The sequence below is a fragment of the Nitrospira sp. CR1.1 genome, assembly GCA_014055465.1.
GTDB lineage: Bacteria > Nitrospirota > Nitrospiria > Nitrospirales > Nitrospiraceae > Nitrospira_A.
Genome location: WIAF01000001.1, coordinates 520,029 through 533,191 on the forward strand (window position 1 = coordinate 520,029; position 13,163 = coordinate 533,191).

Consider the following 13,163-nt stretch of genomic DNA (forward strand, 5'->3'; position numbering starts at 1 on the left):
TCACTATTCCCTGATGGCGTTCCGCCGTTTCTGGATGTAGGCGTTTTTCACAGCTGTGTACAAATCCAGCGTCGCTTCCTCCACCCCTTGAAACGTTTCCAGGTTCAATGCGCGGTCATTCAGGATTTCTTCGACCCGGCCACCGATCTGGGCAATCGACGAGGTCGTCCGATTGTGATGCGCGACCAGCGAAGGCACCCCGTTGATTTCGATAATGGGGAAGACAAACCAATTGATCGGGTTCATGGCGATGTCCCCGACATACCCAACGAGATCACGCAATGTGAACGGGGGTAAGAACGGCAACACCACGTACGGTCCCGGCTTCACGCCGTAGAAACCCAACGTCTGCCCGGTATCCTCTTCGGGCGTCGTGATATCCATATATTTCGCCACATCGACCAGTCCCCCGATTCCGAAGGTACTGTTCAGCAGAAATCGGCCGACCTCGGTGCCGGCACCGGACAATTTCCCTTGGGCAAGATTGTTGATCAGTCGGGAAGGAAAACGGATATTGTAGAACAGGTTGCTGATACCGATCTGTACCGGGTTCGGTACCACCGCATTGTATCCCCGCGCAGCCGGCTTGAGTACCCACCGGTCGACTTGCCGGTTAAATTCAAAGATCTGGGTATTCACCGGTTCCCAAGGGTCATACTCTTCCCCCCCGGCAGGCTCGTCGCTCTTGGCAAAGGGGTCGTAAAACGGATCCTCTTCAAGTTGGTCGGCCGATTCCTGCTCAGCCGCGGGCAGAGCGGTCTTGTTAGCCGTCAGGACGACCATGTTGGACGAGACCGCTGGAGCGGCGGCGGCTTGAATCGGTTTCACTCCGTCGGCTCGCGACTCCCCTCGTGGAACGGATTCCACTTCACCACCGGTTTGGAGCGTGGTGTGAGAGGGACCACCGGCACATCCCACCACGAATAGGAACGAGACTGCAGACACCAGTTCCACGAACCGTTTCGCGCGCACTCCTGTCCGATGCACCATGCCTCCTCGCCGAGGGCCCATCATTTTCGATTCGACTCTGTCACCGCGCGTGTTCAGGGAGACAAACGGTCGCACTCTAGCAGAATATATAGACAGCTGCCAGATGAGGACACCCTCTGATGCGATCTCCCGGGCTTCAACGCGATTGCCCACTCGCATCTTACCAAGAGAGCCGAATCTGCCGAGAAAAAAAACAGAACGTGCGGAGCTGTCCTCCACAGGTCAGCGACCGGTCGCAGCGGCAATGAAGGTGGACAGCTTGGCCCAATAGGCCCGCCCCCCGACCGACGGCACATCGTTGTGATCGGCCCCGCGCACGAGATAAAAATCCTTGGGAGCTTTCGCGGCGGCAAACGCCTGTTGACCCAGTTCGAGCGGGATGATGTCGTCGCGGTCGCCATGCACAAACAACTTCGGCAAGGCGAGATGCGGCAGCCGGTCTTCCAACCGGAATGCGGCGCCCAGCAACCAATGCATCGGCAATCCCCTGTAGTGATGGCGGGCGACCGCTTCGATCGAAGGAAAGCAGGATTCCAGCACAAGTCCCATGGCCAAGCGTTGTGTTGCCAGCTCTCCGGCTACGGCGCTGCCCAAGGACCGGCCGAAGATCACCAGTCGCTCCGATCCGATGCGACGCACTTTTGTGAGGTAGTCATAGGCCCCGAGTGCATCACGATAGAGGCCGTCTTCCGACGGGCGCCCCTGGCTTTTTCCATATCCTCGATAGTCGAACAGGAACACCGACAATCCCAGGCGATACAGGGCACGAAGATTCTCCAGCCGATGAGTCATATTGCCGGCATTGCCGTGACACCAGAGCAACACGGCGGGCGTGGCTGAGTTCTCCACGTACCAGCCGAACAGTGTGGTGCCATCGACAGCCTGAAACCAGACATCCTCCAACGGCACCCCTCCTGTGGCAGCCCAGTCACGCTCTTCCCACGGATGCGGATGATAGACAAAAAATTGATCGAGCAGGCTCATGGCAGTTTAGAACCGCAATCCGACTCCGACGAGCCCGTAATGGGCGCGAAAATCCACGGCCAGGCCGTCCCAATGATAATTGGCGGAAAAATACCGATACTCACCGAAGACAAAGACTTTCTGGCTCACCAGGACCTGCGCTCCGGCCAGATATTGGTATCCCAATGCGCGCGCCGAATCAAAATCCTTATCGGCCCGCCCCGTGATATTGGGATTGAGCAGGGTGCCGTGGGACCAGCCGCCGCCGATACCGATATAGGGAGTGAGGCTCTCCCCAGGATAGCGAAGGATGAGGTTCAGCATCGTATTCAGCACCAGGAGATTGGAGCGCCCGGTGCCGTTGTTTTGCCCATTCACCGTGTTGGGGAACGAGAGCGCGCCGCCGTGGCCGTAGGAGTCGATCTCGATGCCGAGCATCCGGCGGGTCGCGTGAGGAAACAGGCCGATTTTCACGCCCGCGCCGATCCCCGGTTGAATGGACGCAGGCGCCGTGCCGCCCTGATTGAACACATGCTGGTCGCGAGGCCAGCCCCCCAACAGATACCCGGCCAGATCTATTTCACCAAATTCGGCGCTACCTGCCGACAGGGGGAACCAGAACGCACCGCAGAGAATCATGAAGAAGAGGGGAACCCGCATACGCGTAGTAGCGTACCATGGCGGAGAAGAAGAAAGAAAAAGGGTCTTCGGGATACTCTCCCGAAGACCCTTTCCTCAGAGGGACAACAAACGTGATCAGCTGCCCTTAACGATCGTGCACCATTCGCCAAGGATGCCGAGGATGTTCTTCGCCGAGTGATCCACCGACGCCACCGTGGTGATTCCGCCGGCCGCTTTCGCCGCCGAGACGCTGGCATCACCGGTCGCCACCCAACCGAGGATGGACGTACCGCAGGCCTTGCCTTCCTTCGTCGCACTGTTGTGGGTCGTGGCCACATCGCCGTATTTCGTTTCGTTGTAGATTCCACCCGCCATCGGAGACGCCACAATCTGACAACCGGTAAGGCTGAGATACGCTGCGCTGATCAGGCTCAAAGAAAACAAGACGGTCACCTTCTTCATAAGTCCTCCCTCTCGAGGTTAAGTGATGGCGCCCACCAAGTTGGGGCTCTACGTGGCGGGAGTATAGGTAACCTGTCCAGGCTTGTCAATCGCAAAGCCTGGCGCACACGTACCACTACGCCAGACCGTACAAACCCTAGGGCCATATGACTCCATTGAGAAACGGCTGTCCCGATTCGCCTCAAAATGGAGTCACGAAACCAGGCACAACGGTGCGCGTCTGAACAATCAGTGGGTTGTGGGGCGGATCCCCCGGAAGATTTTTCGCTCCTCAAATCTTATGCTACTCCAATATATTGTTATTCACTGAACAGGTAGAGCTGTTTATTCAGGGGCGCGCAGCCTTGTAGGCATTCTTGTAGATGTGATGAGCGGCGGCGGGTACACGATCGATCCTGACAAAATCGCTGTAACGCTGAAGCCGGTTGAGTGGGGCAGTAGCTCCCCCTCTCCGGCACTCACCAATCTGACACAATCTCCTCCCGTTCCGTGAGTACACGCAACCGTACAAGCGTCCTAGAAAAACGCCTGTACGGTGAACAGGACATCATTGTCGTGATCACGGTGGTGATAGTCCAGGCGGAGCGCCCAATTCTGCGCGAGCGCGTATCGTTGCCCCACCGACCAGCGCACGTCGTCGGACTGTTCGCCCAACGCATACCGAAGATAGGTGGCTGAGGCCAACAGCCGCCAGCGGTCGGCGAGGTCGGCATAAAAACCCGCCGAGGCACCACCGCCCACACGGTGCCGTTCCTCATAAGCCCGGCTGTAATTCCCCTCAACTTCCGCAAACGCAAAAAACACTTCACGGCGCAGCAGATGCGTTTCGGCCGACGCCCCGATCCCCCCATTCAGGCCCCAATTGCTGCACAGCTGGCACTCGCCATGCCTGATGGTCTGCATGCCGACATTCAATTTCCAGGACGGCGCACGAAACAAACTATCGATAGGGGACAGAGACACCACGTTCAGCAGGGTCGCCCGCTCGATCCGGGTCTGATCAGCCCGGTTGTAGTGGCGTATGCTCATCGCGCCGATCTCGATCTGAGCATCGGGCGTGTAGCCGGGCTCGGGATCGAGCAAGTCGTGGTACGCAGTCCGCACGCTGAATTCTTCAAAGGAATCGTTATTGCGCCAGCCTCCCCCAAGACTCGCGCGGGAAGTCTTGTGCCCCGATTCTGGTTGTGTCGCAAACGGCAGAATCGAGAGATCTTCGGAGGGAATCCGTAAGAGGCTGCGCGCAGTCAGGAGTTGCCGATTATGATCGCGGGCCGCTGTCGCCTGCGCCTCATCGCGCTCACCTATGTACCGTACGTAATCCGACGCCACATCCAGGACAAATGCCTGTCGCGGCAAGGGTAAGCTCTGCACGTCATGAGACTGCGCGACCGCCGCATCGCGCACTAACCGCTTGACCAGCCCGTGTTCAGAGGCGGTGAGATGTTCCCGTTTCCGGCGGATGAGGGTCACACGTGAGGGGCGAAAGGCGGTGTCCGTCACCAGCCCCGGTTGATCCGCGAGCAGGCGAACCGTGTCGGCAGGAATGGTCCAAAAGCGAAAGTGGTCGGTCAGATGGAGCGAAGGGTCCGCATACTCCAACAGCGACAACAGGTGATAGGAACAATTTTCTTTGAAGAAGAAATAGTCAAACGACGCATTCCCGAGTTCCCAGGCATGCATGAGCAATCGCCGGATCTGCGGCTCGCCGAAGTTGAGCCGGTACTCCCAGATATCGCGATTTTCGATATCTCGATACTCCTGCACTTTGAGGTAGTAGGGGATCGTGGAAAAATACCCGCGGTATCCCCCGAAAATGCCGCGCACCGGATAAGCCAATCCTTCGTCCTTGGGAACATCCGCCGCGAAATTAATGGTATACGCCAAGATGCGAGTGTGCGGCGTCTGCCCTTCCTGATCGATCCGCAATAACGTATGGCCGAACATGGATGCCGGGTTATTCATGAAGGCCGAGGGAAACACGAGCGTGATGGATCGAGCGTGAAACTCTTCGATCCATCGTTCGAACCGTTCGCAGCGCTGGGCCTGGAGTTGGCCCGGATCAAAACCGAGACGCTCACGGAGCCATGCATACCGCGCCACAAAGGCGCATTGAGCCGGCTGCTTGGAGCGACCCACCAGATCGGGCGAGAAAAATTGAGCCAGGGTGGCATCGAGTTCAGCCTGAGGATCGGTCTTGCCGTCAGGAGACAGAAAGAAACCAGGCTCGTCCTGCTCACTCGTAAACCCGCCGAATACATTCGCTCGATAGTGAAGGAGGAGATGCCATTCGCGCTCGTTTGCCAGCTGAGCCTGATGAGCCCGTTGACGAAGTTGGGACAGGTACGGCGCGGGCGCCTCCTGCGCCTGAAGAGAGGTCGCCAGGAAAAGACCGGCCAGGAGAATCAACAGACTCTGCACGATTGGAGATAGAAGGCATCGCAGGGCCTCGGCCAATGACCGAAGCCCTGCGATGAATCGATCAGCGGCTGACGGCTTGGGCGAGAACCGGACTCTTGGAGACCGCATCATTCAGCGTCTTCACCAAGGCCACGGACGAGGTTTCCCCATCCTGCACCAGTGCCGTGTAGCGCTCCTGGGTTAAGGCGAAGAAGGCCTGATGCTGCTCGCTGGGCACGCCCATCAGCGTCGCGAGGGACGCCAAGTGCTCGCCTTTTCCTTGCGCCATTTCCTGCGTCAGGTTTTCGAAGTTCAACAAGGCAAACATCGTGGTCTTCTGATCCGCCATGACCTGACCATCATTCGTACAGCCGGACGTTCCGGAACTGATCCCGAATGTCCCGCTGCCAAACGTGCCGTTCGTCGTGGCCATCATCACCTGCGGGGCGATGTTCTTCTGGTTCTTATAGTCCGCCCAGGCCAATTTCCCCAGACCACAACCGGGTCCTGTATCAGGATTGGCTGCCATCGCCAGCCCGGCTTGTGATGCAACCGCCGCCACACCCAACGCAACGATGAATTGTCTCAGCATAAGTCCTCCTCTCAACAAGTGAATGACCCCGCCCGATCGACTCTCCATAAATCGTCGCTCATTATAGCCAACCTCCGGCAGCATGTAGAGCAAAAAATCCGCGCATCGTCAGCTCTTGTCACTCCGCTCGATCGGCCAACATGATGTGCCGCGCTTCAATTGATCCATTTTGAAACAGCAACATTCCCACCGCGCGCGGGAGGCGAAAGCGTTTCGGTCCTGCCGATCCCGGATTGAACAACAGAACTCCGTCTCGCCATTCGGCCTTCGGCTGGTGGGTATGCCCATACACACACAGCGCTGGACGGATGCGTGCCAGTAGGTCCATCCCCTCTCGCGTCGGCCGGCCACCCTCGTAGAGACGATGATAGATCGCGATCCGATACCCTGCCAGTTCGACAAGCTGCTCAATCGGAATACCGCTCGCCTCGAATCCGTCCACATTGCCGGACACGGCGGTCACCGGCGCGATCCGCGCAAGTTGAGCGAGGACATCGCCCGGGCCGATATCCCCGGCGTGCAGAATATGCTCGACACCCGCAAAGTGGCGAGTGATCGAGCGATCGAACAGCCCGTGGGTATCCGAGATGACCCCGATGCGCATTCCATGCCTCGCGTTACTTCCTCGCCTCCGACATTCCCAGTGACTCTTGAACGGTCTTCCATTGGAAGGTGAACGGTTCAGGGGTTCGCTTGGGCAATGCCGCCAGCTCCGCCTTCAATCGTTCTGCACGGCCCGCACTCATGGGATGGGTAGAAAACACTTCGACGCGGGCCTTGTCTTTATCCGACAGCCGTTCAAAAAACCGGATCATACCATCCGGCGCAATTCGGGCGTCAGATAAGAGTCGAATGCCGGTGACGTCGGCCTCGGTCTCCTGCGCGCGCCCGAACTTCAACGTCACGAGCTCCATCCCCACCTGCTTGGCCAAACCGAGCACCCCCTGTTGATCCCCCAACACAATGCCGACCACAGCCGCCAGCCCCAGCATTTTGACCATGCGCTCCAGGCCGTGCCGCTGCAACACATGGTTCAATTCATGGCTCAACACTCCAGCCACTTCTTCGCCGCTTTCCGCCTTGGTCAACAAACCGGTGAAGACCACCACATATCCTCCCGGCAACGCGAAGGCATTCACCACGGGACTCTGCACCACGGAGATCTGAAACTTGTACGGGTTATCGGGAATGTTGTCCGTCAACCGCTGCGTCATTTCCTGCACCGCGCTGACCGCCGGACCGTCCTTTAGCACCGTCTCCTTGGACAGGAAGTCCTGGTAGACCGTTTCGCCGAGCTGCCGCTCCCATTCGACGGGGATTCTGGCGACCGCCCATTCCACAATGAGATCAGACCCGAACCACAACAACAGGCCCACCCCAACCAGCGCCCCCAACACTGTGCCCCACAGCAAACGATGGCTGTGTCGCGCGCGACGAACCTGCTGGGCAGCCCGCTCAAGATGCGCCGTCAGCTGATGCGGAGCCGCGCGGCGGAACGCGACGATCACAGACGGATCTTTCAGGTAAACGGTCCTGCGGGACGAGCCACTGCCCCACGACACCACCAGCTGATCGTGGTCCAATCCACCGGCCTCGACCATCATCTCCGCAAACGAGACAACTTGCTCGACGAGCGCAGACTCGCCCGTTGAGCTGATGTGCAGGCCATCCGCCGACACCGCCACCACACAAGGCGCGCCCGCCGACGGCAAACCATCACCGAAACAGAGTGCGTTGGGAGTCGCGTTCATCGGACTCGATCTTGCGGCTGATCAAAAGGATTGTGAACGAGGCCGCAGGCGAACGCAAACCGGAGGCGTACCCTCAGCGGTACGTTGAGGATTTGTCGTGAGCCGAGAACGAAGTGCACGAGCATTTTGGACAGCTGTTACTCGGAAACTGGAATGAACTGTCGTATCCAACTTCCAAAACTGCCGGGATTCCGGCTTTGGATGTAGACGATGCCGGGACCACGGAAGCGGCACACCAAGCCCTCGCCCGACGTCAGGCTGGCAATCCAGCCGGAGGAGGCCTTTTCGATGTTGTAGGTCGTGGTGGACGTCCAGGCCACCAGGTGGCTGTTGTCCACAATGTATTCTTCGTTCGGTTTCAACTCGATCTTATGGATGGCGCCGAAACTATTGAGGACCAACTGTCCAGTGCCGCCGATCTTCAGGATAAAAAACCCTTCGCCACCTAACAGCCCACGTGTCAGGCTTTGCATCTTGCTCTCAATCTTGACGCCTTCCGCGCCGGCTAGAAACCCGTCTTTCTGCACCATGTACTCATTCACGCCGTCCAACTCGAGCAGAACGATTTCGCCGGGCACCGTCGGCGCCAGCAAGACTTCCCCTGCTCCCCGGCTGGCCCGCAGCGTCTGGAAGAAAAACTTCTCGCCGCTCAGCATCTTCCGCGAAAGCGCCCCCAGAAACCCGCCTTCCATCTTGCTCTCGATATCGATGGTCGGCGAGGCAGCCACCATAGCGCCCGATTCGGCCTTCACCGTCTCACTTGCATCCAGATACACGCGCACCATGGGAAAGGCTCCCGGATACAGAATTTCACACTTCATCCATCGCTCCCTTCATGAACGCTCAATCTATTGCTGTGGGGGATTCTGTGGAATGTCCAGGGTCCTGTCAAGCCAACGGCTCAAAGTCGCCGAACACATCTCGACTCGCTCAACTCTCAAAGGTTTTCGCCCCTTTAGAGTTTACTGGAATCGACCGATAAGAACCTACCGTATTAGGCCCTCGGCACGGTTCGCTCCAGCGGAGGCCCATCGCATGAAACGCGTCGTGATCGAAGAGCTCACACCGGGAATGATCCTCGCCAAGCCCGTCACCAACAGCACGGGCCTCGTGGTGCTTCCTCTCGGCGCGGAATTAGACGAGGCAACCCTCTCCCGACTCCAGCGCCTGGGGCTGACCTCTCTCTATGTTGAGGGCGACGCCGGTGACGCCAGCGGAAAAACCCTCGCCGAATTGGAGGCCGAACTGGAACACCGCTTCCGGCGGGTGATCGACGATCCACTCCAATACCAACTTCGTGAAGCCATTCGCCTTCAACTTCGGACGACGCACGGAGTTGCCCATCCTCCGGAGGCATCGCCGGCCACATGAGCCCTTCAGCCAAACCAGATCTTCAGCGGCGAATCGAACAGGTCGGTGAGCTGCCGACCCTGCCCCACGTCGTCCAGAAACTGGCGTCGATGATCGGCCGCCCCAATGTCTCGGCGGAGGAAATCGGCTCCCTGATCGAGAAAGACCAAGTGCTGTCCGCCAAAGTATTGCGCTTGGCCAATTCGCCGTTCTACGGGTTTCCTTCGCGTATTGCCTCAGTGGCCCATGCAGTCGTGGTGCTTGGGCTGAGCGTCGTCAAAGGCCTCACGCTTTGCGCCACCGCGTTCGATATGATGAAAAACGCCGGCATGAACGACCTCTGGCGCCACTCGCTGGGGGTGGCCATCACGGCGCATATTCTTGGCGCCAAAGCCGGAATAAAGAATCCCGAAGAGGTGTTTGTCGGCGGACTGCTCCACGATATTGGCAAAGTGGTGCTCTACGTGAAATGGCCGGATATCGGCGGGCAGATCACAGCCGCGACGACAGGCACCTCCCAATCTCTCATGGAGACGGAACAGAACTTATTCAATGTCACCCATGCCGACGTCGGCGGATGGTTGGCCACGGCCTGGCATCTTCCTACGAGTCTGCGCGAGCCGATTCTCCATCATCACGCTCCATCGGCCGCCCACGATGCACAGATCCAAACCGCCATCGTGCATGTGGCCGATGTATTGGTGAAGGGCCTCGCCTGCGGCAATCCCGGCGACGTCTTGGTTCCGCCACTCTCCCGTCAGGCCTGGGATCTCGTGGGCCTCGACGCCCAAAGCCTTGCGCAATGCCTGGCCCAAGCCACGGAAGAATTTCAAACCATCGACGACTATCTATGAGCTGGTCCTCTTCCAACCGGCGTATCCTCCTGCTACACCATGACCCTGTCGAAATCGAGCGGCTCACGGCGGGACTCAACCGTTCGGGATTCAGTGTGGTCGCAGGGGATACCGGACGACTGGCACTACATGAATTGGTGCATGATCCCCCTTGCTTGGTCCTGGCGGCAGAAGGCACGAACGGTCGGTCGGCGGAGACCCTGGCGCGGGAGTTGCGCGCGGATCCCTTCCTCGGTCGACTGCCGCTGATCATCCTGATTCGGGATAGCCGGGTCAACGATGTGGATTGGGCGGCGCTCGGTGTTGACGACTATATTGCCGTGCCCTATCGACCCGAGGAAGTGCCACAACGGGTGCGCCTGTGCCTGAGTCGTCTTGAACGGTCGCTGGATGCCAATCCCCTCACACGATTGCCGGGCAACAGCACGATTCTCCACGAAACCACGGCGCGTATTGAAAGCGGCGCCCCCTTCGCCCTTGCCTATCTGGATCTCGACAACTTCAAATCGTTCAACGACCGTTATGGATATGCGCGCGGCGACGAAGTCCTCGTGGTGACCTGCCGGATTCTCACCACCGTCGTCAGTGAACTGGCCGGCGCCGACGGCTTCGTCGGTCATGTGGGCGGAGACGATTTTGTGTTTATGAGCGCGCCGGCCACCATCGAAGCCATTTGTCAGACATTGATCAAACGGTTTGACCTGGTGATCCCGGATTTCTACGATCCCGACGATCGAGGCAAGGGGTGTATCGACTCCATCGACCGGCGCGGCAACCACGAACGGTTTCCTCTCATGAGCCTTTCCATCGCCGTCGTCACCAACGAAGGGCGCACGATCTCTCACCCCGGCGATGTCAGCAAGATCGCCTCGGAGCTGAAGAAGATCGCCAAGGGCCTGCAGGGCAGCGTCTTCGTGAAGGATCAACGCCGGACGGACGGGACCGGTCCGACCACCCGCACCGACCTGGCGGCAGGGGAGTCCCTTGCCCCTCGCTGAAGCATGACGGTCCACCTGAAACTCGCTCATTGGTGAAGCTTCCTCCGCACCGGCATACCGAACCTCGGGCCTGTTCCCTCCCGAAGGCATCGGGCACCTCAACACCAGTTCCGCACCCATCGAGATTCCGCTGAAAGGTCCTCACGGGCGGATCAAGACCCACGGGTGATACATGCCCCATCGGCTTCGAGTGCGTTCTCGTCCCAGGTAGGAGCTGCAGTTCGGCAGGGATCACCGCCGACCTGCACAGAGGACCGGGGGAACCGTGCACCTGTCGCCGATCGACTGTTCGGCTGGCATAGGCGTAGGTTTGTGTGGAAACCCCTATGGCAGAAATGGTACGTTCCCGTCGTCGATGGGGCGCCTGATCGACTACCGACACTTGAACTGGCTGTTGCTTGTCGTCGCGCTCTGTTTCCCTGCCTGCACGACGTTCGATGTGAACACCGACCATGATCCCACCGCGGATTTCGACAGATTCAAGACCTTCGCCTTCGCCGGACTGGTTGCAGCCGAGAAGGCGGGCTCTACGACACTTCGTTGATGCACAAACGGGTGGAGGCAGCCGTGGTGCGTGAACTCACGAGCAAGGGGCTGCAGCAAGTCGAGGCACATCAGCACCCGGACCAGTCGGTCTACTATTGGGTTAGCGTGAAGGAAGCGCAGCGCATCAAGGGCGGCGGAACGGCCGTCGGCGCCCATGTTTGGCGAGACGGATATGGGCGGGGGGCGGGATACGGGCGCGGGGTCACGACGAATATCGGAACGGCGCCTTGATTCTGGATTTGGTGGAACCGGCCAAGCAAGAGCTGATGTGGCGCGCGACGACCGGCGGTGCGCCGGAAGATACGGTCGGTAACAATATCGAGATCGGGAACAACGCGATCACGAAGACATTCCAAGACTCTCCGCCCAAGAAACAGGAGCGGTGAAGTTCGAACAGGGCCGGCCCCGCGTCCGGAAGCTGTTCCGAAGGCTTCGAGCACACCTTTGACCAAGGAGATGCTCGATAAGGGTATTGATGACTTTAATGATCGGACTGGTTCTAATGGCCGCCCCTGCCATAACGCAAGGCACAGACCCTGGCACCGCTCTCGGAGCGGCGGACGAAGGCGGCACCGACGCGAACAGAGAAATTCTTCTTCAGAAGGTGAAGGCCGACAAGAAACTGCTGGTCGCAACCAGCATAGACTTGAGCAATGCGGAAGCCAAGAAATTCTGGCCGCTCTACAAAGACTATCAAGAAGACTGCCAAAAGGAGTTGGAGCAGCTCAATCAAGGGCTCGATAGGACGATCAAGGACTACGCCGATGAGTTCAATGCGGGCAAGGGCACGATTTCCAACGACAAGGCCAAGACATTGTTGAACGAGGCGTTATCGCTCGAAGAGGCGGAGTTGAAGCTCAAACGGACCTATGCGGGCAAGATCGGGAAGGTGCTGCCAGCGACCGAGACCGCCCGCTACATCCGGATCGAGAATAACCTTCGGGCCGTCCTCAAAGCGGAATTTGCTCAGCAGAGTCCCTTGGTCTACTGAGCCGGATGGCGCGTCGGTAGGTTGCGGCGGGGAGCAGGATCATATGGTTACCCTTCCGGTCATCGCCTGTCACGAATGCGATTTACTGCAACGAAAAATCGTCCTGCCACCACGGGGACGCGCCCGCTGCCGGCGCTGCCGTGCGATCCTTTACAGAGACTATCCCCCCGGTCCGGATCGGGCACTGGCCTGTGCCATTGCGGCATTGGTGCTGTTCCTGATCGCGAATGCCTACCCGATCGTCGGGCTGGAGGTACAAGGAAACCGGCAGACCGCCAGTCTCTACGATGCCGTCCATACGTTATGGGTCGAGGGGCGGGAGGATGTGGCGCTCCTCGTCGGCTTCACGGCGATGTTCACTCCGGCTGTTGAGATTTCCCTGCTCATCTCTCTCCTGCTCCCCTTGAAATTCAATCGCGCGACGGAAGGCACCGTTCCCATTCTCCGTTTCTTGCAGATCGTCCGGCCCTGGAGCATGACGGAGGTGTTCTTACTCGGAATCCTCGTGGCCCTGGCCAAGCTCGAGCACCTCGCCCGCGTGGAGGCGGGAATCGCGCTTTGGGCGTTCGGGAGCCTGATCCCTTTATTGATCGTCGCATCCATGTCATTCGATCCGGAGGATCTATGGCTGAACGTGAGCGGTTGACC

General features: G+C 58.9%; 15 protein-coding genes. 6 read left to right on the top strand and 9 right to left on the bottom strand.

What is annotated here, in order from left to right:
- Positions 1–3: 3 nt before the first annotated feature.
- From GDA65_02535 to GDA65_02575, 9 genes are all read right to left on the bottom strand, one after another.
- Positions 4–1,149 carry a hypothetical protein gene (locus GDA65_02535; GenBank protein MBA5861576.1) on the bottom strand — a complete coding sequence of 382 codons (1,146 nt, stop codon included), beginning with the start codon at positions 1,147–1,149 and terminating at the stop codon, positions 4–6.
- A 63-nt stretch (positions 1,150–1,212) separates the two neighbouring features.
- Positions 1,213–1,974: an alpha/beta fold hydrolase gene (locus GDA65_02540; GenBank protein ID MBA5861577.1), complete on the bottom strand. Its 762-nt coding sequence runs from the start codon at positions 1,972–1,974 to the stop codon at positions 1,213–1,215.
- Positions 1,975–1,980: 6 nt separating this feature from the next.
- A complete protein-coding gene (locus GDA65_02545) occupies positions 1,981–2,613 on the bottom strand; it encodes an outer membrane beta-barrel protein (protein MBA5861578.1) in 633 nt (210 codons plus the stop codon).
- 96 nt (positions 2,614–2,709) lie between these two features.
- Positions 2,710–2,949, bottom strand: coding sequence for a hypothetical protein (locus GDA65_02550; protein MBA5861579.1), 240 nt, complete (start codon positions 2,947–2,949; stop codon positions 2,710–2,712).
- Between the two features lie 603 nt (positions 2,950–3,552).
- The gene (locus GDA65_02555) at positions 3,553–5,454 is read right to left on the bottom strand and encodes a DUF4105 domain-containing protein (GenBank protein MBA5861580.1); all 1,902 of its coding nucleotides are present in this window, start codon (positions 5,452–5,454) and stop codon (positions 3,553–3,555) included.
- A gap of 61 nt (positions 5,455–5,515) precedes the next feature.
- On the bottom strand, positions 5,516–6,025 hold the full coding sequence (locus GDA65_02560) for a DUF3015 domain-containing protein (protein MBA5861581.1): 510 nt from the start codon (positions 6,023–6,025) through the stop codon (positions 5,516–5,518).
- A gap of 118 nt (positions 6,026–6,143) precedes the next feature.
- A complete protein-coding gene (locus GDA65_02565; GenBank protein ID MBA5861582.1) occupies positions 6,144–6,629 on the bottom strand; it encodes a YfcE family phosphodiesterase in 486 nt (161 codons plus the stop codon).
- A 13-nt stretch (positions 6,630–6,642) separates the two neighbouring features.
- Positions 6,643–7,776 carry a M48 family metalloprotease gene (locus tag GDA65_02570; protein MBA5861583.1) on the bottom strand — a complete coding sequence of 378 codons (1,134 nt, stop codon included), beginning with the start codon at positions 7,774–7,776 and terminating at the stop codon, positions 6,643–6,645.
- A 137-nt stretch (positions 7,777–7,913) separates the two neighbouring features.
- Positions 7,914–8,597 carry a TIGR00266 family protein gene (locus tag GDA65_02575; GenBank protein MBA5861584.1) on the bottom strand — a complete coding sequence of 228 codons (684 nt, stop codon included), beginning with the start codon at positions 8,595–8,597 and terminating at the stop codon, positions 7,914–7,916.
- 214 nt (positions 8,598–8,811) lie between these two features.
- On the opposite strand from GDA65_02575, the gene GDA65_02580 reads away from it, so the two are divergent.
- From GDA65_02580 to GDA65_02605, 6 genes are all read left to right on the top strand, one after another.
- Complete coding sequence (locus GDA65_02580; GenBank protein ID MBA5861585.1) at positions 8,812–9,147, top strand: hypothetical protein; 336 nt, start codon at positions 8,812–8,814, stop codon at positions 9,145–9,147.
- Complete coding sequence (locus GDA65_02585) at positions 9,144–9,980, top strand: HDOD domain-containing protein (protein MBA5861586.1); 837 nt, start codon at positions 9,144–9,146, stop codon at positions 9,978–9,980. Before GDA65_02580 ends, GDA65_02585 begins: the two co-directional genes overlap by 4 nt.
- Positions 9,704–10,978, top strand: a complete 1,275-nt coding sequence (locus GDA65_02590; GenBank protein MBA5861587.1) for a diguanylate cyclase — start codon at positions 9,704–9,706, stop codon at positions 10,976–10,978. Before GDA65_02585 ends, GDA65_02590 begins: the two co-directional genes overlap by 277 nt.
- A 355-nt stretch (positions 10,979–11,333) precedes the next feature.
- Positions 11,334–11,522 carry a hypothetical protein gene (locus GDA65_02595; protein ID MBA5861588.1) on the top strand — a complete coding sequence of 63 codons (189 nt, stop codon included), beginning with the start codon at positions 11,334–11,336 and terminating at the stop codon, positions 11,520–11,522.
- A complete protein-coding gene (locus GDA65_02600) occupies positions 11,522–11,755 on the top strand; it encodes a hypothetical protein (protein MBA5861589.1) in 234 nt (77 codons plus the stop codon). The genes GDA65_02595 and GDA65_02600 overlap by 1 nt, the downstream gene beginning before the upstream one ends.
- Before the next feature lie 638 nt (positions 11,756–12,393).
- Positions 12,394–13,161 carry a paraquat-inducible protein A gene (locus tag GDA65_02605; protein ID MBA5861590.1) on the top strand — a complete coding sequence of 256 codons (768 nt, stop codon included), beginning with the start codon at positions 12,394–12,396 and terminating at the stop codon, positions 13,159–13,161.
- The last annotated feature ends 2 nt before the right edge of the window (positions 13,162–13,163 follow it).